The sequence below is a fragment of the Bacillus sp. FJAT-22090 genome (assembly GCF_001278755.1).
Taxonomy (GTDB): domain Bacteria; phylum Bacillota; class Bacilli; order Bacillales_A; family Planococcaceae; genus Psychrobacillus.
Genome location: NZ_CP012601.1, coordinates 2664957 through 2688603, shown reverse-complemented (window position 1 = coordinate 2688603; position 23647 = coordinate 2664957). Strand labels below are relative to the sequence as shown.

General features: G+C 34.6%; 23 protein-coding genes and 2 pseudogenes. 15 read left to right on the top strand and 10 right to left on the bottom strand.

Annotated elements, in window-relative coordinates; genetic code table 11:
- The first annotated feature begins 170 nt into the window (after positions 1-170).
- Together AM499_RS13470 and AM499_RS13465 are read left to right on the top strand one after the other, a co-directional pair.
- The gene (locus AM499_RS13470) at positions 171-1391 is read left to right on the top strand and encodes a CynX/NimT family MFS transporter (protein WP_053590703.1); all 1221 of its coding nucleotides are present in this window, start codon (positions 171-173) and stop codon (positions 1389-1391) included.
- A 25-nt stretch (positions 1392-1416) separates the two neighbouring features.
- Positions 1417-1857 (top strand): universal stress protein, encoded by a 441-nt coding sequence (locus AM499_RS13465; protein ID WP_053590702.1) that lies wholly within the window; start codon positions 1417-1419, stop codon positions 1855-1857.
- Positions 1858-1962: 105 nt separating this feature from the next.
- On the opposite strand, the gene AM499_RS13460 is transcribed toward AM499_RS13465, so the two are convergent.
- Both AM499_RS13460 and AM499_RS21405 read right to left on the bottom strand, forming a co-directional pair.
- Positions 1963-2193 (bottom strand): monothiol bacilliredoxin BrxC family protein, encoded by a 231-nt coding sequence (locus tag AM499_RS13460; protein ID WP_053590701.1) that lies wholly within the window; start codon positions 2191-2193, stop codon positions 1963-1965.
- Between the two features lie 200 nt (positions 2194-2393).
- Positions 2394-2540: pseudogene (locus tag AM499_RS21405) on the bottom strand (nuclear transport factor 2 family protein); the annotation flags it as partial.
- Between the two features lie 14 nt (positions 2541-2554).
- Between AM499_RS21405 and AM499_RS22050 the strand changes: the two are divergent.
- The 8 genes and pseudogenes from AM499_RS22050 to AM499_RS13420 all read left to right on the top strand — a co-directional run.
- Positions 2555-3319 (top strand): annotated as a pseudogene (locus AM499_RS22050) (zinc-dependent alcohol dehydrogenase family protein); the annotation flags it as partial.
- 291 nt (positions 3320-3610) lie between these two features.
- Positions 3611-4315, top strand: coding sequence for a lantibiotic protection ABC transporter ATP-binding subunit (locus AM499_RS13450; protein WP_053590699.1), 705 nt, complete (start codon positions 3611-3613; stop codon positions 4313-4315).
- 2 nt (positions 4316-4317) lie between these two features.
- Positions 4318-5070, top strand: a complete 753-nt coding sequence (locus AM499_RS13445; RefSeq protein ID WP_053590698.1) for a lantibiotic immunity ABC transporter MutE/EpiE family permease subunit — start codon at positions 4318-4320, stop codon at positions 5068-5070.
- Positions 5067-5768 (top strand): BsaG family lantibiotic immunity ABC transporter permease subunit, encoded by a 702-nt coding sequence (locus AM499_RS13440; RefSeq protein WP_053590697.1) that lies wholly within the window; start codon positions 5067-5069, stop codon positions 5766-5768. The genes AM499_RS13445 and AM499_RS13440 overlap by 4 nt, the downstream gene beginning before the upstream one ends.
- Complete coding sequence (locus tag AM499_RS13435) at positions 5761-6456, top strand: response regulator transcription factor (RefSeq protein WP_053590696.1); 696 nt, start codon at positions 5761-5763, stop codon at positions 6454-6456. Before AM499_RS13440 ends, AM499_RS13435 begins: the two co-directional genes overlap by 8 nt.
- A 50-nt stretch (positions 6457-6506) precedes the next feature.
- Positions 6507-7838 (top strand): HAMP domain-containing sensor histidine kinase, encoded by a 1332-nt coding sequence (locus tag AM499_RS13430; protein ID WP_197275557.1) that lies wholly within the window; start codon positions 6507-6509, stop codon positions 7836-7838.
- A gap of 212 nt (positions 7839-8050) precedes the next feature.
- On the top strand, positions 8051-8434 hold the full coding sequence (locus AM499_RS13425; RefSeq protein WP_231687458.1) for a CatA-like O-acetyltransferase: 384 nt from the start codon (positions 8051-8053) through the stop codon (positions 8432-8434).
- 217 nt (positions 8435-8651) lie between these two features.
- The gene (locus AM499_RS13420; protein WP_043931838.1) at positions 8652-9023 is read left to right on the top strand and encodes a VOC family protein; all 372 of its coding nucleotides are present in this window, start codon (positions 8652-8654) and stop codon (positions 9021-9023) included.
- 364 nt (positions 9024-9387) lie between these two features.
- Here AM499_RS13420 and AM499_RS13415 read toward each other — a convergent pair whose 3' ends face one another.
- Complete coding sequence (locus AM499_RS13415; RefSeq protein WP_053592208.1) at positions 9388-10245, bottom strand: LysR family transcriptional regulator; 858 nt, start codon at positions 10243-10245, stop codon at positions 9388-9390.
- 141 nt (positions 10246-10386) lie between these two features.
- Between AM499_RS13415 and AM499_RS13410 the strand changes: the two genes are divergently transcribed.
- The 5 genes from AM499_RS13410 (at position 10387) to AM499_RS13390 (ending at position 13981) form a co-directional block, all read left to right on the top strand.
- A complete protein-coding gene (locus AM499_RS13410; protein ID WP_053590694.1) occupies positions 10387-11355 on the top strand; it encodes a DMT family transporter in 969 nt (322 codons plus the stop codon).
- A 370-nt stretch (positions 11356-11725) separates the two neighbouring features.
- The gene (locus AM499_RS13405; RefSeq protein ID WP_053590693.1) at positions 11726-11908 is read left to right on the top strand and encodes a hypothetical protein; all 183 of its coding nucleotides are present in this window, start codon (positions 11726-11728) and stop codon (positions 11906-11908) included.
- A gap of 352 nt (positions 11909-12260) precedes the next feature.
- Positions 12261-12791 (top strand): RNA polymerase sigma factor, encoded by a 531-nt coding sequence (locus AM499_RS13400; RefSeq protein WP_231687457.1) that lies wholly within the window; start codon positions 12261-12263, stop codon positions 12789-12791.
- Positions 12769-13482: a hypothetical protein gene (locus AM499_RS13395; RefSeq protein ID WP_053590691.1), complete on the top strand. Its 714-nt coding sequence runs from the start codon at positions 12769-12771 to the stop codon at positions 13480-13482. Before AM499_RS13400 ends, AM499_RS13395 begins: the two co-directional genes overlap by 23 nt.
- Before the next feature lie 145 nt (positions 13483-13627).
- Positions 13628-13981, top strand: coding sequence for a YunG family protein (locus AM499_RS13390; protein WP_053590690.1), 354 nt, complete (start codon positions 13628-13630; stop codon positions 13979-13981).
- Positions 13982-14165: 184 nt separating this feature from the next.
- On the opposite strand, the gene AM499_RS13385 is transcribed toward AM499_RS13390, so the two are convergent.
- From AM499_RS13385 to AM499_RS13355, 7 genes are all read right to left on the bottom strand, one after another.
- A complete protein-coding gene (locus AM499_RS13385; RefSeq protein WP_053590689.1) occupies positions 14166-17897 on the bottom strand; it encodes a DUF6359 domain-containing protein in 3732 nt (1243 codons plus the stop codon).
- 265 nt (positions 17898-18162) lie between these two features.
- Positions 18163-19077: a hydroxymethylglutaryl-CoA lyase gene (locus AM499_RS13380; RefSeq protein WP_053590688.1), complete on the bottom strand. Its 915-nt coding sequence runs from the start codon at positions 19075-19077 to the stop codon at positions 18163-18165.
- 17 nt (positions 19078-19094) lie between these two features.
- Positions 19095-20450 carry a tripartite tricarboxylate transporter permease gene (locus AM499_RS13375; protein WP_053590687.1) on the bottom strand — a complete coding sequence of 452 codons (1356 nt, stop codon included), beginning with the start codon at positions 20448-20450 and terminating at the stop codon, positions 19095-19097.
- A complete protein-coding gene (locus tag AM499_RS13370; RefSeq protein ID WP_053590686.1) occupies positions 20447-20899 on the bottom strand; it encodes a hypothetical protein in 453 nt (150 codons plus the stop codon). Before AM499_RS13370 ends, AM499_RS13375 begins: the two co-directional genes overlap by 4 nt.
- Entirely contained in the window at positions 20889-22169 is a 1281-nt protein-coding gene (locus AM499_RS13365) for a hydroxymethylglutaryl-CoA reductase, degradative (protein ID WP_053590685.1), read from the bottom strand. Before AM499_RS13365 ends, AM499_RS13370 begins: the two co-directional genes overlap by 11 nt.
- A gap of 210 nt (positions 22170-22379) precedes the next feature.
- Positions 22380-22925, bottom strand: a complete 546-nt coding sequence (locus AM499_RS13360) for a helix-turn-helix domain-containing protein (RefSeq protein ID WP_053590684.1) — start codon at positions 22923-22925, stop codon at positions 22380-22382.
- Between the two features lie 147 nt (positions 22926-23072).
- Positions 23073-23504, bottom strand: coding sequence for a hypothetical protein (locus AM499_RS13355; protein WP_053590683.1), 432 nt, complete (start codon positions 23502-23504; stop codon positions 23073-23075).
- Positions 23505-23647: the final 143 nt, after the last annotated feature.

Sequence of the window (23647 nt, the reverse complement as noted above, 5' to 3'; positions counted from 1 at the left end):
GTTGGAAAATCAAACAATTCAAAGATGAAATGTTTGACAGGATATACGTTATATATTATAGTTTGTTTTATTATCACAAAAAGTAAACTATAATATACTTTTATTTAAATGGTATTACAAATCTAAATATTATTTGGTACACATTTGGAAATTTAATTAGGAGGAAAATAATGAGCAGTAAAGAAATAAATTCAAAAGCAATCGACAGTAAACCGGCAGTTTGGTTAATTGTCGTTGGGATTGTATTCATTGCAGCCAACTTACGGGCACCTTTAACTTCAGTAGGGCCTTTAGTAAGTTTCATTAGAGACGATCTTCATATTTCAAATACAATGGCAGGTATGATTACGACATTGCCGTTACTGTCTTTTGCCCTATTTTCGCCTATTGTGCCTAAATTGGGACGAAAATATGGGATGGAAACCGTCATTTTAATTTCCATCGTTTTTCTTACATTCGGAATTACTTTGCGTTCAATGTCAGGGATAACTTCATTGTACGTTGGTACTGCTGTTCTTGGATTGGCAATTTCTGTATCCAATGTATTATTACCAAGCCTTATCAAACAGGGGTTTCCCGAACGGATTGGTTTAATGACGGGTGTCTATTCCATCTCCATGAACTTGTTAGGTGCAATCGCTTCTGGTATTAGTGTCCCCATTGCAATCGGGGCAGGGTATGGATGGCAGGGCGCTCTTGGCATTTGGGGAGTGCTCAGTTTCATATCCATTTTATTTTGGCTACCGCAAATGAAGCGCCGCAATGAAAGAGCATCTGCTTCCCATCATCAAACAGAAGAAAGCCATGTGAATTTGTGGCGTTCCGGGTTAGCGTGGCATGTGACCTTGTTTATGGGACTTCAATCCATGGTGTTTTATGTACTAATCGCATGGCTGCCTGCAATTTTAGTCGAACAAGGAATCAATTCCGATCAATCGGGCTGGATGCTTTCCATTATGCAGTTGGCGTTGCTGCCATTTACATTCATTGTGCCAATCATTGCAGGGCGTATGTCCAGCCAACGTCCATTAGTCATCGTAACGTCGATTTTGTTATTAATCGGAACGCTTGGATTGCTTTACGGAAGTCCGAATATGACCATGTTATGGATTATCGCTTTGGGAATAGGGGGAGGCTTTGCTTTCAGTTTATCTATGATGTTCTTCGGATTGCGTACAGATAACGCAGGACAGGCTGCTGAATTGTCTGGAATGGCTCAATCAGTCGGATATTTGCTTGCCGCTTCAGGACCAACGCTTTTCGGCTATTTGCATGACGTGACGGATAGCTGGACGATTCCGTTATTAATTTTGGTCGGTGCATCCGTTCTTATTCTAGTCTTCGGTTTAGGAGCGGGCAAAGATCGCACTGTAGGTTCGGTCAAACTGTAATATATTTGAATAGGGAGTGAACAATTTGTTTAATAAAATTCTTGTCGCAATAGACGAATCAGGATTGAACAGTAAAATTTTAGAAGCCACTATAGAGATTGCCCGCCACAAAAATGCACATTTAACATTAGTAAATGTTAGTAAGGAAAATGTAACGATGGGTTTGACCTATGTTCCAGAGGAGTATTTGGAGAGTGTATTGAAAAAATTAGAGAAGGAAAGCAAAGAAATATTAGAGAAAGCACAATTCGAGCTATTGAAGGCATTTCCTGAGGGAATTTATATAGAAACAGTTCATCTTAAAGGTGATCCTGCTCTTCAAATTTTGGATTACGCAAAAGATCATGGGCAGGAGCTGACTATTATTGGCAGCCGAGGTCTTAGCGGAATGAAGGGAGTCATGCTTGGCAGCGTCAGCCATAAAGTTTCCCAGTTGTCGTCATGCCCCGTGTTGATCGTTCATTGACTTGTTGAGTTGGGACCTCAGGAAAGAGCCGTCCGGAAAGCGTGAGAACAATACTTTTTAGTGGCGGATCTTTCAATTTTGCCTTACGTTTGTGGAAGTGAACGATCAAACATACATCTTAATCGCATCACTGACAACCGACTTTTTGATATGATAATGGGTCGCTTGCCAAATCCCTTTTCCGTCCTTCAATATTAATAGTTGCTGTGTTTCATGTTTGATACCCAGGTCTTTTTCAATCGCATTCGAAACTTCCCTGTACATCTCCATAATCAAGTCATAGATTGGAAGTTCTGGAATAGTAACGGGTCTAACTTTGATCCTAAGTTTTTTCAAACAACCAAAGTTGAATGCTCCTTATTAAACTAACGGGTGCTTTAGTTTAAGAACATGGGTTGCTTCGGCAACTCTTTTTTTCTTATTGAACTAAAGAAGCAGTTTAGTTGAAGAAGAGAATGGGAGTTTTTATGTCGCATTTGACAAAAAAATATACAATAAAAAGAGGAATCTTTCTTTAAGATACCTCTTCATTCTGACTATCTTGGCAAAGGACTTAAATGTTCGTGAATCAACAACCAGTCATCCGATTCTTTAACAAATACATTGGTCGCTCTTCCTCGATCACTGGTATATTTGCCATTAACATAACCTTCATAAAAATATGTATAGGTACAAGTTAACGATGTTTTAGAAATAAGGGATCGGAATTGTTGAATACGTAGGTTCCTCGGTATCTCAAGGTCTTATTGGCAAGCGTGTTTTGCCTTTGAGGGGAGAAGGCACTTGGCAGGAGTTCGTTAAAACATCGGCTGAATATACAGTGGTAATTAATTCCAGATTATATTGATGATTTTACAGCTGCATAAATGTACATAAATCCAATTACAGCATGGGTCATCTGTACGCAAAAGTTAGAATTAAAACCAAATGATGTCCTTTTGGTCAATGCTTGCGGTTCAGCTATTGGACACATTTTTGCTCAGTTATCAAAAGTTCTGGGCTTCCGATTAATTGCGATAACCCGGAATGATAAATATTCAAAGGATTTACTAAAGCTCGGTGCTTCTTGTGTGACTAATACCTTTGACTGGTGAGGATGGAGCCGATGCAACTATTGATTCAATTGGAGGACCAGATGGTAACGACTTAGCATTTTGCGTTCGTTCTAAAGGCGCTTTCTTAACTTTAGGTCTTTTTTCAGGAATCCAAGTGGATTGGGCCGAGATTACAAATGAGACAAAAGTGAATGCAAAATTATTTCATTTTCGGCATTGGAATAAAAGAGTCTCAGCAAATGAATGGCAGGAGACATTTAACCACTTAATTACATTGATTAGAGATAAAAAAAATAAGGCTCATGAGACCTGAATCATATTACAACTTATCGGAAATAAGTGAAGCCATTCGGATTGTTGAATCTTCGGATGGACATCAAGGCAAGGTGATTTTAACAAATGGATAGAGCTGCTTATTCCGTTAAAGGGCGCATATCTGGAATAAAGAAATGCGTTTTGTATTGCAGAATCTGAATAACATACTCGAAAATAGAACTTATTTAAAGTCATATATAATTTCAGAATTAAAATCCATTTTGATCAATCTTTTCAAGATGGATTTTTTTCATGCTGAAATATGAGCTTAACTGAAAAATGATAAGTCAATTCTTATTTGTCCATATTAAAAATACATTCCTTATAGTTTCTTGATATTTATTTTCTATACTTGTATTAAATAAAGATAAGGGGTTGTAATAATGGCTAATTACATTTTAGAAACAAGACATTTAGAAAAGAAATTCAAAAACGAAAAAGTGCTGTCAGACATAAACCTGCAAGTGAATTATGGAGAAATTTATGGTCTTCTCGGACTAAACGGAGCTGGTAAATCCACACTAATGAAAATAATAAGTGGAATTTTCCAAGAAACAAATGGCGAAGTGCTATTTGAGGGTGAGAAGTGGAAAAGAGATGATTTAAAAAAGATTGGATCACTCATAGAAGGTCCTGCTATATATGGCAATCTAAGTGCGTACGACAATTTAAAAATCTTTTGTTTACAGGAAGGTATTCCTTTTGAGGAAATTAGTGAAGTTTTAAAAAAAGTAAATCTCTCTAATACAGGTAAGAAAAAGACAAAAGAGTTCTCTTTAGGAATGAAACAAAGGTTAGGAATTGCTCTAGCTTTAATAAAAAAACCAGTATTTCTAGTTTTGGATGAACCAGCAAATGGATTAGATCCGGCAGGAATAAGAGAATTAAGAAATCTTTTGAACGAGTTAAAGAAAGATGGTGTTACAACCATGATTTCTAGTCATATTTTAAATGAAATACAAATCTTATCAGATACCATTGGTATTATTCATAATGGCAAGTTGGAATATCAAAATAAATTTAATCACCAAGATAGCCTTGAAGACTTGTTCTTTGAAATTACTTCAGGCAATAGAAAGGACGTATAAGTATGTCTAATTTTATTCAAGCTGAATTATTAAAAATGAAATCATCTTTATCGAAGAAATTACTTTTAGCTATTCCAATTTTCTTTCTAGCCTTTGCTATTTTTTCAAATATATATGCGGAGCAACAGCCGTCTACAAATGTTTTTTTAACAATTGTTTATAATCTTTGGCCTATATTTTTCCTGCCTGTGGGTTTGGCTATGGCATGTGGGATGAATATTAATCAAGAGAAAAAAATTGGTGATTATAAAAACGTTTTGTCAAACAACATATCTTTATCCAAAATGTTTTTTTCTAAAGTTGTTGTAATTTTAATTTACCAATGTATCTCGGCAGTATTGATAGCTGCTGCGTCTATATTGGGTTCATTGCTAATATATAATGAATTGCCAATCATACCCCAAGTAATTATGACAACAGCGTTCATAATGATTGTTGCTTTACCATTAATTCCTTTCAGTTTAATTGTAAGCAAGTATATCGGTGTACTTATGACGACTCTAATAAACCTGATTGGTGCCGTCGGCTCAGTGTTTATCGCTTTAAAATCTTATTTTTGGGTTCTTCCTTGGGGAAGTATGTTAAGGGTACCAGCGGAAACAATGGGAATCCATCCTAATGGTACACCCATTGAAAACTTCAATTTAGTACCAGACTTTCATGTTTTAGCTATAGCTATGGGAGTTAGTGTGGTATATTTCCTAATTTTAATGTGGTTATCCAATAAGATTTTTAAAAGGAAGATGTATATATGAAATATTTAAATGTTATGCTTTATAAAATGGCAAAATCCTTTTGGTTTCTTATAATGATTTTAGCTCCTACTATATATGGTGTTAGCTTATTTTTATATCTTGAGAGGTATGATTCTCTAAACCATATATTCGTTGACTATACGGTCTATTTTAATAGTGCAATACCATTTGGTATTTCGCTAATGATAAGTCTGTATGTTAGATACGAAGAACAGATAGGACACTTCAATCACCTTTTACAGTTGCGAAGCAGAAAAGAGTGGAGTACGGATTTAATTTTGGTAAGTTTAGGTTCGGTTATGTTCAGTACATTAGTTAGTTGCATACCATTATGGATGCTTATTGGTAATCATTTCACAGGGGATATTTTATTATATTCTATTTTAACAACGATATTTTCTTTACCCGTTATAATTATTTTATGGTTCATAGCACTAAAAATAAATACAAGTGTATGTCTCGGTATGGGAATCTTTTTCAGTATATTTCTTATCTATTTTGGTGCAAACAGTTTAGGGGATTCCATATGGCAGTACATTCCTTTACTGTATGGCACAAGATATTTACATCTGCTAACCATTGGTGACTATGGATATTCCACTTTGGTGTGGGGGCTATACACTAGTGTGAGTGTGATTTTATTCGTAGCATTTGTAATATGGTTTAATAAATGGGAGGGGAGGACAATTAGTGAATAAGAAAATATTGATTGTGGAAGACGAAGAAGACATGAGACAGATACTCTCGCTTCATCTGACTTCCAAGGGGTATATAGTTTCGGAAGCAAAAGATGGCTTAGAAGCGATTGATAAGGCAGAAGCAGATGTTGACTTAATTCTGCTGGATATCATGATGCCAGGGTATGATGGATTAGAAGTGTGCAAACAAATTCGTAATCAAGTAATTTGCCCAATAATATTCATTAGTGCTGCTTCAGATTATATGAATAAGATGAAGGCATTTTCTTTAGGAGGTGATGATTTTATATCTAAACCTTTCTCCTTGAAGCTGTTAACATATAAGGTTGAAGCCTTATTTAAAATGAGAGAACGTCTTCTGCAAAATCATGATGAAAGTAAACGAAAAAAAATATTGATTGACGACCTAGTTGTTGATATAACTTCACGAGAGATTATGTATAATAAAAAGGTGATCCCCTTTACTAAAAAAGAATTTGATTTATTGGTCTTGTTACTTTCATCGCCAAAGCAGGTTTTTACCAAAGAACATATATATGAGCGTATAAGTGGAATTGATGGACAAGGAGATGCAAGTTCTGTAGTGGAGCATATTAAAAATATAAGAAGTAAATTATTGTCTGCCGGTTTTCCTGAAAATTATCTACAAACCGTTTGGGGAATAGGGTACCAATGGAACAGTCAATAATCAAGGATATAAGAAGGTTATATATCAAAAGCATAATATGGACTATTATAATGAGTGTATTTACAATTATTATTTCAATTTTTGTTATTTTTGCAACTATTGAACGGACAGCTAATCATAGTGAAAAACTAGTCCATAAACAGAGCAAAAGCATGACGGATCATCCATCCGAATATATGAAGTCGTCTAAATTCAATGAGATGAAAAGGAATCTGAAAAAGAATGATATCATCCTAAACAAATTTAGCCCCAATGGTGAGTTCATTGATGGTAGTGAAAAATTCAGTGGTTTATTTCAGGGAGTAAATGTTGTTGATATGTTTAATAGTGCTCATTTTTACAAAGATTACTATCATCTCGTCCAGCCAATAGTAATTGAAAATCAAGTTAAAGGACTTTGGGTTTATTCTTATCAGATAAAAAGTCGGCATTCTGTTTCTCGCTATATTATGTTTGGGTTAATAATTATCCCTTTAATATCACCGATTATTTATTTCATTATATTTTCGAGATCCTTTATTAATAAGCTTTATTATTCCGTAAAAGCTCCTTTGGAGGAGTTATTAAATGCGTCGATTATGATTAAAAATAAAAATTTGGAATTTAACCTTAGTTATAATAGTAATAATGAAATTGGCGAATTAACACAGTCATTTAGACAAATGCAAGGAGAACTAAAGAAGTCTTTATATAAAAATTGGCAACACGACTCAGAGTGGGCAGTTATGATGTCTAGCTTGTCACACGATCTAAAAACACCTGCTACACTCATTGCTTTAAGTACTGAAATGTTAAATAATGTGGACGATTTAACACCTAATCAACAATTACAGATAGACATTATAAATAGAAACATCTTAAAGGTAAATAATATATTAGAAAGTATGGGACAAGCAAGTAACATCAAGGATCCAACACTGATTTATGATGTTACATCTATTGATGAATTAATCAAAGACGTGGAAAATGATTTTATTCACTTAATGGAAAAGAAAAATATTCAATATGAGCATAATTTGAAAATAAATAATCACGTGGAAATTCCTTACCTAAAGGTCAATCGAATCTTAGAGAATCTTTTTGCCAATGCTATTCAATATACGCCGGAAAATGGAAAAATTCGTTTTTTTGTTAAGGAAAAAGGCAATTACATTCATTTCGCCATTGAGGATTCGGGAGTGGGAATAGAAAAGGAACACCGTGATTTGGTGTTTTCCAAACACTTTAGGGAAGATAGATCAAGATCTAATTCGTTGGGTAACGCTGGTTTAGGTTTGTTTATTACTAAAAAACTTGTTGATGAACTATACGGAAACATTGAAGTTGTAGATCCCTTAGTGTTATCGGGGGCACGTATTGAATTTAATATTCCGTATAAGTAATCTTTCCCTTTTTAAGTATGTAAACTTAAAAAGTTATAAATCTACAGATCAGATACGGAAGCCTAATTTCTCTAAAAGAAGGAGGAATTAGGCTTCTTTATTCTTCATTATTTTCAATATTTCACAAAAGATAAATGGGTGACAACAAGTGATAAGCTTTTTATCAACAGTAAAAAGACATAGATAAGCAATTAGTAGAATGGCAAGAATTAGTGCCAACGTTTACGAACTTTAATCAAGAAACAGAGTTATTTTATAGTTTATGGTTGGAAGGATTAACAGATTATAAATCAGTTGACCGTGAGTACAAAAAGCTTATAAAAGATTATGCAAACACAAAAGACATCGCACCAATGGGAGTTGTTCCACCCAACGTGGTGAATATTTCATCAATTCCTTGGATGCATTTTGAACATTTTTCATCTCAAACAGGAGCTATCAAAAATAATTTAACACCAATGATTACCAGTGGGAAGTACGAAAAAGTTGGTTCACAATTGCTAATGCCAGTGAATATTAAGGTTCATCATGCAACAGTAGATGGCTATCATGTGACGTTATTTTTTGAAATACTGCAACTTGAAATGAACCGTTAACTTTTAGGAGAAATAGGGAATAGACATTATGCTTTACACGGATTAGGTACTGAACATTTTTATACACTTCAACTAACGGGTGCTTTAGCAGAAGAATCGATATGATTTTTATAAAAGTAGCTGGGTTTTAATTTAGAAAGGGATTTTAATCGGAAGGAAAAAGGTATATAGAAAGGGAACTATTTGATATACCAGATTAAATAAAGGAGAGAAGTCTATGAGTAAATCATTTATTGAACAAGTACATTATATTAGAATTCCTGTAAAAGATTTAGAACTGTCTGCACAATGGTATAGAGATGTATTAGGGCTCCAGTTACTAAACATTACTGAGGAACTTGCAATTTTAAAAGTAAATGAAGGACCTTTCTTACTTATCTTAGTTCCTACCGAAGATGAAACATTTGCACATTTTACAATTGATAATGAACAAGAATTTAGCATTGGCTTTACAAGTCCAGAATTATCTAAATTTCATCAACACTTAATTGATAATCAAGTTAAGGTCGAGGATATAAAAGAAGATAATGGTCATGCCTTTTTCCACTTTTATGACCCAAATGGTAATAAACTTCAAGTACACTGGTAAGATTATAATAAATAAATTACCTTATTTCATTAACGGGTGCTTTAACGGAATAAGAACGGGAACGTCCAAATCAGACGTTCCCATATTTTTTGCCTGAAAAACAACAATACTATTTAACAAAGCCTATTTTTAAAGGAGATTGTGAAGGATTCTACTTAAACTAATGGGTGCTTTAGTGAAAGATGTTGGAGTGGAGAATTTGAAACAAATTGTGAAGCAGTTAGTCCAAACAGATTTTGGCATCGGGGTAAGGGCGCATAATTTACAAAAACGGAAACAGGTGGAGAAAAACAAATTGTTTTTCTCCACTTTAAATTTAAGGACTTATTAGATAACATCATTTTCAATAGCTCAGTGGTTCGATTTATATTTGTTTATTCGTTTCGATTGTTTCGATAAATTTTTCGATTGTTGAGGTTAAGTAACTATCGGCTCTTCTTATAAAAACGGTTTTAATCTTACTATATTGATCTGGAAGTGTATGACATTGGATGAGTCCGCTTTGTTCCATATGAATGACTGCTGACTTTGGAACGAATGTAACGCCAAGTCCCACGACAATACTACGCAAGATTGTTTCTAATGTACCGAATTCCATCACTTTTTGTGGTGTGATGTTTTGGTCTTTATACCAAGCTTCCAGACGTGCTCGGTATCCACAGCCTTCACTAAAGCATATTAACGGTTCCTCTTTCAACTCTTCTAGTGTGGAGGCGCGCATATCTGAAATTAAAACGAGCTCCTCTTGAAACACTTCATGCGATACAAGATCGGGATGAAAGTCTGACTCTGTAACGAACGCTCCGTCCAACTTATGATTTAATACTTCTTCTTCTAATGTTTCTGTGACGCCAGTAAATAACGATAAATCGACATTTTTATATTTTTTAATATAGGTAGATAATATTTTTGGTAAATGAATTACGGTTTCAACTGTTCCGATTTCTAATTTTCCAGACGGTTCATTTTTACTTTGAACGGCTTTTTTCATTTCATCTGTTAACAATAATATTTTTTTACTATATATTAATAGTTTTTTTCCTTCAGGTGTCAAACTCATACCACGACGATGTCGGTTAAACAAAGGGGTATTCAGTTCAGTTTCGAGCTTTTGAATTCTCGCTGTAATATTCGATTGCACGTAACTAAACTCTTTTGCCGCATTAGAGATGGTTCCTTTTTCCGCCACCATCTGAAAAATCTCTAAGTCCTTAAATTCCACTATTTTTCCACCCTTTAATGTTTTCCTTTTTATATCTATGATATCAATAAAATTGATAATAATCATTATTATTATTCACTTTACAAGATAATCAAATAGATAGATGATGAAATATGTCAGTTTAGAAGGAGGTAGAGGGAATTGAGAAATAGTGTATTGTTAGGAACTATTTTATGTTTTATTGCTGCAGTTTCGTGGGGAGCAATGTTTCCTGTAGCGCATGCGGCTTTCAAACATATTAATCCTTTCTATTTTACAATCATTCGTTATGGATTTGTTACGATAATTTTAGTAGCGATGCTTTTATGGAAAGAAGGAAAGCATGCTTTTCGATTTGAAGGAAAAGGCCTCCGTTTATGGTTTTTCGGTACAATGGCATTTACGGTCTATAATCTATTCATCTTCTGGGGAGAAGATTTATTAGGTGAATCAGGAGTGATGGTAGCATCAATTATGGAGTCACTAATGCCGATGATTTCTATTGTGATTGTATGGACGATTTATAAAAAACGGCCCCATCTATTCACATTAATTTGTGTGCTTGTGTCATTTATCGGTGCTGCATTAGTAATCACAAAAGGTGATATTAAAGCATTTCTTGGTGCGACGGATCATTTAATTCCTTCAATTCTCATATTAATTGCAGTTGTTGGATGGGTAATTTACACGATCGGTGGTAGTGAGTTTAGTGGTTGGTCTGCTTTACGGTATTCAACGTTAAGTTGTCTACTTGGAACAATCACAGCTGTTGTTATTACTGTAGGAGCAACGCTGTTTGGATATATATCCATCCCATCAGTAGATAGCGTCAAAGAAGTAAGTCCGCATTTATTGTTTATGATTATATTCCCTGGCGTCATTGCTTTACTTGGTTGGAACATCGGAGTGAGTTTATTAACACCATTAAATGCACTGTTGTTCATTAACTTTGTTCCCGTTACAACACTCTTAATTTCGATTTTTCAAGGGAATCATGTAACTAAGTTCGATCTACTTGGTACTGTCCTAATCATCGTTGCACTTTTATTTAATAATGTTTTTGTAAGGATGTTACAAAAGAAAGAATCATTTCAGCATGTTCAAGCAAATTTGAGTGAAAGTATATCCTAACCAAAAATGCGTCTTTTTCTATAATTATGTTCCTGCCGACAAAACATGGATACAATCAAGTAAATTTAAGACTAAAAAAGTCGATTTCTTTTCTTCTTTAGGAAATCGACTTTTTATTTATTCTTCTTTTACCAAAAATTCAATATTTAGTTTAAGTAAATTTCTTCACAACCACTTTTACACCGAGATCTAATTAAGACGTCTTACTCTACTAAATGGCCATTTAGTTGAACAAGAAGCTGCCTTTAAGGGTATTATTTAAAGAAGGAAAAAAGAATTAATGTGTCGAAATAATATGGTACTAAGACTGGGAAATATCTCAAATAATACATATTATCTTAAGTGGTTGTAGATTTTAGGAGGATTTTAGATGGAGCCTATTGTTCTATATATTATTTCCTTGTTAGTTCTCTATATAGTTAGAGAAGCTGCTGTCAGAAAGGGTATTAATAATTCTGTTATTGGTCAGTTTCTTGAAAAGAAGCATGGATTTAAAGAAGATAAAAAGTCATTGCAGGAATTACTTGAAAATGATTTAGATAGCGATAAATAAAAAGGAATACTACAAACTGGATCTTTACTTTAAGAACGTTGAGCTCCTTAAATGGCTCTTTTTCTTATATAACTATCGGTCAGTTTAGTTCAACAAGAAATAGCGGTGGTTCTCAAATCTTTTAAAATATAAAATTTTCCTAATGCAGAGACAATAAAGATGCAGTCCAATATCAGAGAGGTCGTATAAATCGTATTTAAGAGAGTGTCTCTCTTAAATACGATTATTTTGTTTTAGTGATGAAGATATTTATAGCTAATGTATTAATCATAATAAATAAGAATTTTAATTTTAAAGAAAACGATACTTTTCATATAGTCCATCGTCTATGATTTGTAAGAAGGGGTTGAAAATGATGAAAGAGGATGTAGAACGCTTGTATATCGATAATAGTGATGCAGTTTATCGATTTATTTATTTTCTCGTACGTCATAAAGAAACAGCTGAAGATTTAACGCAAGAAACTTTTTATAAAGCTATAAAAAGCATCAACAATTTTAACAACCAAGCTTCTGTCTTAACGTGGCTGTTGAAAATAGCACGAAATGTAACTTATGACTACTTTAGAAGGAAAAGACTTATTAAGTTTTTCACATGGGGAAATGAAAATGATATAGATTCTAAAAATCCATCACCAACAGTTCTAGCAGAAAAGAAAGAGGATTTATCTAGATTGTATGCCGCTTTAGGTAGAATGAAAAAGGACTATAGAGATGTAATAATACTTAGAAAAGTGAATGAGTGTTCCATTAAAGAAACTGCATATATATTAGGTTGGACTGAAGCAAAGGTGAAAACAAAAATGGCAAGGGGATTAGAAACTTTAAAAAAAGAATATTATGGAAAGGAAGGTTTGATAGATGAATTCATCAAAAGAGCTTGATAAACTTTTCCAAGAAATGCAGCATGTCGACCGTTCCCATGAAGCACGTAGAAACAGTCTAATAAAAATTAATAATAAACTAAGCAAAAAGAAGCAACGTATAACACCAATTTTCATATCAATAGTTATGATAGTTGGTTGCTTTTTTCTAGTATTTTCGTTAATCAACCAGACTTTAAATAATAATGAAGCTGGCATTATTGGGAAAGAGAATAATAATAGTGTGAAAGCTATCCAAACTGTCATTGAAAAAGAATTCACAGCACCTGATAAAGAGTATCTTAAATTATGGGAAGAAGTGTCAAAAAAAGAACTAAAGGACCGTAATAAGTTGGCAGAAAAGGAAAGAGATGCAGTATATCGGTATGCCGAAGAAAAGTATAAAGCATATTTTACTGAAAATGGTTTTATTAATTTTTTAAATTCTACTTCAGCTTTCTTCTATCAAAGAGAAGATATAAATTATAAACTACATGTGGAGAATCTAAAAATTAATCAAGAAAAAGACCATCCGACTATATATCGATTTACATTTCGAGTAAAACTTGAAGAGGCAAATGGAGATGTTACATCTTATGATTTTAAAGGGGAAGCAATATGCCCGGAAGACGGAAAAATAGGTAAAATTATGTTTAGCGATGGCACAGGTGCTCTGTCATCTAAGTTAATGGAGATAGCTAATGAAAAATGAGGAAAAGAAGAAGCTTTTCATATTAAACTAACGGGTGGTTTAGTCGAAGATTCTTTAAATAGTCAGTCGGTGACTAATAGGAGTAAAGGGAGAGGTTAGTTTTATGAACTAGGAACTTTTATGTTTTTGAAAAGGTGTGATTTGATTGAGTAAGAATATAACACAAATAGAAATAATACTAGATGCTTTAGCGTGCTCCTGGTCAGTTATTTCAAGTTCAAAATGGAGTATAGATAATCCTGCAAGAGGTCAATGCGGAGTAACAGCATTAGTAGTAAATGACATATTGGGTGGAAGCATACGAAAAACAAATTTATCTGAAGGCTGGCATTTTTATAATGAAATTAATGGTAAACGTTATGATTTAACTGCTTCTCAATTTAAAGGTGATATAGAATATATGGATATTCCTTCAAATAGAGAAGAGGCTTATTCAGATACAAATCAAAAACAATACGATTATTTAAAGCAAAGTGTTTTAAATTATATGATGAAATAAAGAAAGCTGAAATAAAACAACTATCCCTTTACTTAATTGCGACAGAAGACGATAGTAAATATCAAAAGAAATATGCAACAGTATGGAGAAATATGATAAAGAAGTATTTTGTATACAGTATGCCAATTAAACGAAACGAAATTAAAAGATCTAGCCAGATTATTTCTGGCTAGATCTTTTGTAATTATTTCAATTTCTTGAATTTCCATTTTTTAGACTTGCTATCGTAGTAGGCGCCTTCAACTGTTTGTTTTTTGCCGTCTCCACTAACAATTACAAAATAATCTTTAAAACCATTTGTTATTTGTTTGTCGTTAACATCTAGGAAAGAAATATTTTTAAGTTTTAGATCGTCTTTAATTTTATGTTTATTCTTCTCTTTTAATAATCCAGGTGGTACATGATAGTTTAGGTGTAATGTAAATTCACCACTATCTGCAAGGGTATCAAAGTTTTGAACAGTGATTGTGAATGACCCAGTAACTAGATTAATCACTACGTCTTTATTGGCAGCATCAATTTTGCTTACTGCACCTTCAGTGAAACGAATATAAACATTTCCTGCGTCATGTAGTACTGAGCCGTCGACAGTAATTTTAGCTTTTGAAGTATCTACTTCATCTGGAGTAATAATCGCTTCTCCATTTTTAGGAGCTTCAACCGTAACTTCGATTGAAACTTTGTTGCTACCATAAGTTGCTGTGATAACTGTTTTTCCTGCTGATTTTGCAGTGATTATGCCTTTATCAACTGAAATCACTTTTGGATCGAAGCCACCATATGTAGCTTCCGCCGTTACGTCTTTCGTAGACTTAGAGCCATCCTGTTTTGTAGTTGTTTCCGTTAAAATCACTTTACTAGTTTGACCTTTTTCTAATTCAAAAGCTGTTTGATTAGCTGAAAGTGTATAAGTGTCTGGTTGGTTGAATTCAACTTGAACAAGAACAGGGTCGTGGTCAGATGCACGGCCGTGAATGTCCATATAGTTAGCATTGATATGAATCATGTCTACAGCTGTTTTATTAGCCAGGTTGTTTGTTACTAAAATATGGTCTAATACTTGGTTGTTTCCTTGGTAGTAATAAGAGAAACGTTCACCAGCTGGTACTTTTTCAACCATATTCGTTAAGATTCCGCCTTTAAGAGCTGCGAGTGTTGGTGTGAATTCGAAATCATTCATATCACCAGCAACAATTACTTTTAGGTCAGGATCTTTTGCTTGGCCCGCTTTAATAAAGTTATTTATCATCGTTGCAAGTTCAATACGTTCTGCTTCAGAGCCTAATAATGGCGGCTGGTTTTTACCGAATAACGGTTGGTCTCCACCTTTAGAATTTAAGTGTGCTCCAATAACAACCACTTTTTCTCCTTGGAAATCAAATTGAGCTGCTAGCGGTTTACGTGTGTTTTCTTGTGGTAAGTCAAGAACACGACCTGGATTTAATGTTAAGTTTCCATTTTCATCCCATGCTACTTTTTCAGTAGAACCACCTTTTGTTCCATCTGCAAGTGTTACCCGTTCAGGATTGTATAAGTAACCAACTCGGATATTCCCTCCAGGTTGTCCACCATCCTTATTATATTCAGGAGCAATATCAGTCCATTTATATGCAGGGCCACCTGCTGCCGTAATAGCTGCGATTAATCTTTCATAACTAGCGGATGCATCCGTGTTTCCTGATGCTGTTGGTCCGTCATTATCTTGCACTTCTACTAATGTAATAATGTCAGGAGATTTCATGTTCTCTACAAATGATTTGGCGATTTTTGCAACCTTATCATCTGGAGTATTTTCTATATTCGTTGAGAAGTTCTCCACATTATAAGAAGCTACAGTCAGCTTATCTTCTGAAGGTTTGATATCTGTTACTACAACTGGCTTTTCGACGCGAGTAATTGGTGGAAGAGATGCTTCTTCAGACCATAATTTAAAGTTACCGAAACCAAAGCCCATTACTCCAACAATATTACCAATATAGTAGTCGCCTGATTTTGCATCGTACTTTTCGTTATCAATATCTACTGCAATTCTTTCAGGGTTATAGTCATTTGCAGAAATATTAATTCCACCTAATACATTAAAAGTTGTATTTGCAGAATTGCCTGCCACTACGACAACTTCACCGTATTCTTGAGGTCCAACTACTTTTGCATTTGGTACTGCAAGACGCATTAATTCAACAGATTCCCAAAAGTCGATTCCATCTTCTTGTGGATCAAACGTGGTTAACCCATCGTTATCAATGTTTTCTGTTGGCGGAATAATATCTTGTCCGATTACTAAAGGAGAAGGTAATTCAGCTGTTCCGGATTTTGTAGTAGTAGTTGCACGAATACGTGTTATTGGTAAGTCGTTCGCTTTCATATCTGAATAGCCTTCGTAGTACCATTCTTCTACCGTTCCGGCAACAGTGACAAGGTCACCAACTTTAAGTCCATTGGAAGCCTTATTTACGATGATTGCCTCAGAAGTTGAGTTATTATTATCTGGATTTGTATCCTGAATTACAAAATTTGCTGAGTTATATAGATGCGTTACAACTCCAGTGATATTTTGTACAGTCGCCCCTTCGTAATCGGAGAAATGACCTTGTCCTTGGATGTCACGGATTACAAGATTGTCTGATTTTAATACGTTATAAGTAAATGAGAATACTTCAGAAGTAGTATCGCTTACTGCAATTGCTTTAATAGTCGTATCTTTTGTTAATGTAATTGGTGCTGTGTATTCTGTGCTATTTGAAGTTGGTGTAGAACCATCCAATGTGTAATATATTGACGCACCTTCAATTGGTGAGATTAGTTGAATAGCTGTGCCTTCTGCTACCGTTCCAGGTAAAATATCCGTGTACACAGCCGGTTTGTTTACTAGATCAAAGCTTTCTGAACCAAGTGTCTTCACTTGAAAGGTTGTATTGAATTTAGAGGCAATTCCAGATACATGAACTAAATCACCAACTTTATATTGCTTCAAAAATGTATCATAATCTAATCCGTTTCGATTGTCGTTACGAATAACGACAGATTCTCCATTTTCATGTGTTGCTGTAAATTCAAATGTTCCAAAGTCGTTTGACTTTACTAGATTAGTAATAGTTACATTGTTTAATTGAATTCTTTCGCCTTGAGTTTCTTCGTTTACTCCAGCTGGTGTAATATCTTGCGTTGGTGGAAGTTCATTTCCAGAAGAAATTTTAGTAATTTTGGTCGTTTGAATCTGAAGCTCACCGCTATAAGGGCTAACTTTTCCTTCCAATTCTACTATATCTCCAGGATTTACATCTGATGTAGAAGTAAAAGCATAAATTCCTGCTGTTTCATCTTGGATGTAAAACGCTTTTCCACCCCAGAAACCAGTGCCTGTTGTGACAGTTCCGGTTACCTTAATTAATTTGTTCGGGTCCGTTACTGCACGAGCAGCAGCGATATTTTCCATAACTTCCGCTTCAGGTGAGGGAGGGGGAGTTTCACCTTCGGAAATAATAGTATATGCGGTTGCACTTCTTAAGCCTGGTACAGAGAAATAGGCTGAAAGAGTGCCAGTGATTGTTACTTCACCTTTAAATAGGTTAGGATTATCAACTAAATTTAAACCAGCTCGTACCGATCCGGTTGGTAACTGAACTGGTAAAATTTTTGACGGATCTGTTTCATTAGGAGAGTCAGCTAGACCCACGTTGGTCGCTACTGTAAACGGTGGTTCTTGATCGTAAGAAGTACCTGAACTTGCGGTACCAACGAGGAATCCTTTTACCGTTGCCGTTCCAGTGTTGTTCGCAATAGCCTCTGTTACAGTAATAGGCTCAGCTGCTTGTACATTTGGAACAGTGATGAATGGTAAAAATAATGATAGAACTAATAAGAGAGATAGGGCTACCTTACTGAAAGCATTATTCCAAAAGCTTTCCTTTGACATCTACAATCCACTCCTCATAATTTGTTTGGTATTGCCCATCGATTATAGCAAAAGAAAATTACCGTTTTAATAAGATATTGTAAAATTTTTAAAATTAAAATAAAAACAGGTGAGAAGTAGCTAAGAGACTAATAACTTCTATGAAAAATAGATTATAGTGGAGTGATTAGAAAGTTTTATACAAGTAGGGAAATAATGATAAAGCTTAATGAGGGATAATGAAAACTACCCAGCCAGGATAGAATGACTGAGTAGTTTATCTTTGCTATGTTTGTTGGGATGAACTATATTTCATCGTATGGCTTTCTAGTGGCTTTTGTAGCTTATTTTGTATAAAGAGTGCTGCTGTATTAAGTTTGTCTGAATCTATATTTGTTTGGATACCCATATTTGTAAGCATGTAATTTAGGTCGTCCGTCGCTAAGTTACCAGAAGCTCCTGGAGCATATGGACAACCACCTAAACCTCCAAGTGAGCTATCAAATTTAGAAATACCCATTTCTAGAGACGCCAACACATTTGCCAAAGCAGTGCCGCGAGTATTGTGAAAGTGCATAGCAATGCTATCACTTGGGTAGCGTTTTAGAAACGTTTCTAATACATATTTAACTTGAAGAGGGGTGGCAATACCAATCGTGTCGCCTAACGATAATTCATTAATACCCATATCAAAGAGGGAATCTGCCAATCTTGTTATTTGATCGATTTCTACTTTCCCTTCATAGGGACATCCGAAAACAGTTGAAATATATCCTCTAACGGTCTTCTGATTTGACAAGCTTTCTTTTACAACTTCTGATAATACAATTTCAGTTTCCGAGATAGTTTTATTAATATTTTTTTTGTTATGTGTTTCACTTGCGGAAATAAAAACAGAGATTTCATCGATTCCGTTCTCTATTGCTCTATTTAGACCCTTCATATTCGGTACAAGGGCAGCATAAGTCATTTCTGGAGATTTGCTGATTTGTTTTGCTACAGACTCTGCATCTGATAGAGAAGGAATCCACGAAGGATTTACAAAAGAAGTAACTTCTATATATTTAAGTCCGGTATCAGATAAAAGGTTTATCCATTCAATTTTATCTTTTGTTTGAATAAAGCTACTTTCATTTTGCAGGCCATCTCTTGGTCCTACTTCTCTAATGTGTACTTTTTTAGGATATCCTTGTTCTATCATATAGAAACCCCTTTCTCTTACATTCCAAATAGAGTCATCATAATCCAAGTCGATGCGTAGAAAATCATAAATTGTACACCAGCACCAATTCCAAGAATTCGATTTAAGAGACCGCCTACCGCTGCTACTGTGAATGTAAGTACAATACCAACAAGTTGCGCTTCATGGAATGCAAGTAGACAAGCAAGACCTATGAACATAGCAACAATTGCTTCTTGACTTACAAATTTCATAACTAGAACGGAAGCCTTTCTTGCATAGTTCATAGAGAAAGGGTAAGCGATCAAAGAGGCTACAATAAGACCGATTGCACCGTAAAGGAAAAACTCCCAAGATGTTAAATAGGTGTGTAGATTATTTATAGGATCTACTGAGAAAACTGGTGGAGCATTAAATAATGGCGATCCAGGTCCTAATGCAACTGGACTTAAAGGAATTCCAAAAGCAATTAATGGAATAATTACTTCAGCAATGTATGTAGACTCTGTTACACCATTCATTACTGCCAAACTTGTAGTAGATTTTTTATACGTACCTTTTGTACGCGAACCGACAATTTCACCCATTAGAGAGGTCATTCCTACTGGGCTAAAAACGAAAGTAAGAGATGAAATAAAAGTAGTGATGGAAGTAAATATCTGTTGTCTTCCCGTTAAAATTTTAAGTGGATTAGGGAAGTAACCTTTCCATGACTTTGTTTCAGGAGCCAAATGATATTCTTTGGGATTATCTCTTTCTATTGTTTTTTTAGCACTTGAGGAAGTAGCAAAGAGAAGATCACAAAAAATAGGTCCTATTGCTATTCCTAAGAAGAAACTGATAGATAAATGCTTGTCCAATATACTAAAACTCATCAAGTCTAAGCTTTTAATAAAGAAAGCGAATGGAATAATCATCAAAACACTTACCCATTTACCTTTTGAGAAAAAGGCGATTAAAATTGCCGCCAGTGTAAAAATGATTCCTGTGGATGACTTGAAAAAGTCAGCGAATTGTCCTAAAAATTGTCCTAAAAGTACAGCTGTTGGTAGTGCGATAAATGCACCAATAATTCCACCAGAAATCATCTTTCTAAGAGCAATATGTGGCATACCCATTCTTCTTAAAGTAGTTGCATGGTCGATTAATGGTACCGCAGTAGTGTCTCCAGGAATACCCATTAATGCAGTTGGAACTGCATGTGTAAGGTGTTTTGCTAGAACTGCAGCCATGAAAAATGAAAATACAGCAGCTGGAGGTGCACCTAAAAGGATTACTAATAAAGTAAGTGGTACCATAATAGCTGTCTCATCCGTACCCGATATTAATCCGATTAAAGAGAATACGATTGCACCAATTAATGCAAATAAAATTGCCGTAACTAGTAAACTCATTTTTTCTGCTCACCTCCAAGTGCTCGAAAGCTATTCAAAACTCCTAATTCTTCTAATTCTTTTTTAGTAACAGGATCATTTTCGATGAGTTTCAATTCTTCTATTGGATCTAATTGTAGATCCTCAAAAACTTGTTTCATACTTTCTGATGAGGTTTCCTCTTCGATTAATAATCTTTTTGGTTTAAAAATAATTGAGCATATAACAAGTGATATGACACTTCCAGAAATCCCAATAAGAAGGGAATAGGAAGCTACCATATTCTCACTAGCGATAGAGGGGAGCAACCAAAGACCAATATTGTATCCTCCTAAACTAACACCTACACTTAACAAAATTGCTAGAAGTAATTGGTTAGGTAAAATAGTATCCCCAAGAATCTCTAAATAGGTTTTAGTATTATTATTTTCGTTCAAATCAGTTGTGGATGTTTCGTGTTTATTTGACATCTTGCTCACCTCTTTGAATTGCTTTTGTTATCTCTAAAATACGATCGTATCTAAGGTCTTTCTCTTTTATAGCTTGAGCTACGATTCTATCAATATCGGACTTATCCGCACCTGCCATTACTGCTAAATTTCTAGCATGTAGAGACATATGACCTCTTTGAATACCTTCAGCAGATAAGGCACGTAAAGCAGCAGCATTTTGTGCCAAACCTGCAGCGGCTATGCTGCCTGCAAGTTCTTCAGCTGAATTTACATCCATAATTTTTAGGGCAGCCTGTGCTACCGGATGTGTTTTCGTAGCTCCTCCTACAATACCAACTGCCATAGGAAGTTCAATTGATCCAGATAAATTGCCATCGGCATTTATTTCCCATTTAGTTAGCGATTTATAGTGACCTGATATAGATGCATATGCATGTGCGCCTGCTTCTACTGCTCGAGTATCATTTCCTGTTGCTAAAACCACTGCTGATATACCATTCATTATTCCTTTGTTATGGGTAGCTGCACGATATGGGTCAAAGTCTGCAAATTCGAAAGCGCTTACAATGTTTTCGACGATTTCCTTACCACCAAGTGCCTCAGTAGAGAATACAGCTCTAGCACGAACTAACCGGCGATCTGCCAAATTCGAAATTATTCTAAGTACCACTTTACCACCTGTAATTGTTTCGATAGTCGGTGAAACTGCCTCTGCCATAGTGTTAACCGCATTCGCGCCCATCGCATCTTTCGTATCAACAATTAGATGAATGACTAACATTATTTGAGAAGTAGTTGGAACAATATGGACTTCTAAATCTTTAGCTCCTCCACCAAAAGAGACTAAGGTAGGATCTTTTTCGTTACAATAATTTAAAATTTCCTCTTTATGCTCAAAAATCTTTGCTCTTGCAGCATAGGGATCCGCAACATGTAATACTTGAATTTGTCCACGCATAATTGTTCCGCTCATGGATGTGAAAAAACCTCCATGATCATAAGCAGCTTTTGCTGCATTGCTAGCTGCAGCTACAACAGAAGGTTCTTCCGTTGCCATAGGAATAAACATATCTTTTCCATTAATTTTAAAGTTAGTTGCAATCCCTAGAGGGATTCCTATTTGTCCAATAACATTTTCAATCATTGAATCTGCTAAATCCATAGATAAAGCGTGGTCTCCAGAAAGATATTTTAATTGATTTTCTGTTAAATCTCGTCCCTTGGTAACAATATCAAATCTTTCTTTAGTTGATAGACGATAAAAACCTGGAACTCTTGAATTTGTCATTACATACACCCCTTGTATTTGTGTAATAGGATTCAACTTAGTTGAATCCTATTACACAAAAGTACATTAATAATTATTAATTGTAAATACTAAATTTAAATTTTATTCTGAAAATATTTATGAGATAACAAAAAATAATTATTAATGAGGATCTTGCGAATACAGGGGAACGAAAAGAAAGATACGAGTGTTTTCCAGGGAAAAAGATTATTATAGTGGATTCGTTTGAATGAATAATGTTAATACTTTCGCCTCGCTATTTTTATCTGCTGAAAGAAAGATATGAGGCACATTTCCTTCAAAATAAGCACTATCTCCTTGTTCTAAATAATGTAATTCGCCATCATAATAAAGATTAATAGATCCAGAAAGAATATAAATAAACTCATCTTCTATATGTGTAAAGGGTTCTACATATTCCGCTTCTGGTAGGACGGTGACAATTACAGGTTCTACTTTGCTAAAACGAGAACGATTTGCAAGAGCTTCGTAAGTGTAGCCTATTTCTTTATTTCCGACCTTTACTGTTTTTTCATTACTTTTTACGATAGATAATTTATTGTGGAGATTTGATTCTAAAAACCATGATAAGGGTGTGTCTAACTCCTGAGCTATTTTTGAAAGTGTTGCTACAGCAGGGGCAGCTTGTCCATTTTCTATTTTTGAAATATGACTCTTAGTCAAATTACATCTCTCAGCTAGTTCCTGTTGAGTGAATGACTTACTTAATCTAGCCTCTTTAACTTTTTTTCCAATATTGTGTTGAAGATAAATTGTACTCTCCTCCTAGATAATGCTCTCCATTAATAATCAGTACATTTAACAAACAAAGTCTAATACATGTACTCAAATAATCGACTTTGTGTTTTATTCATACGCGTCATTTATTATAGGCAAAGTGGTTTAAATCGTAGCGGCAGAAATTATATGAATAAATTTTAAGGAACTTTCATTCGTCTCTTCTTGAATAACCCAGTTAATGGACAGAAGTTGCTTTAAGGAAGCTAGCTGTTGTTCATCCATTTGTAATTGTTTTATTCCGTTCTCTAGTAATTGGTAATCTCTCTCCGCAATTTTATTGAACTTTAATTTCAATAGGTTTATAAGGCCGTTTCTTGTTACGAACTTAACAGTATAACCATCATGAATGATGGAAGCAAACTTCGATTTATCTTCTTCGTATAAGGAGATTAACGAAGTGACTTCAGTGTTTCTATCAAATAAGTGAGTCTCTTTTTCCTCAAGTTTTTGTAGTATTTCATCATTGGAAATGCCTTTATTACGAATTGTCTCAAGTAAAATAGCATCCATCATTGAAAGTTTATTGTTTTCCATTTTAAGCCCCCTAATAGCTTTTATCCTATATTACCAAAATTATATACATGCAAGAAGGGAATTTCATAGTTGAAAAGAAAATATTTGTAAGAGCGTTTTTATAGAATTATCAGAATATGGTAGAATATGTACAGACATACAAA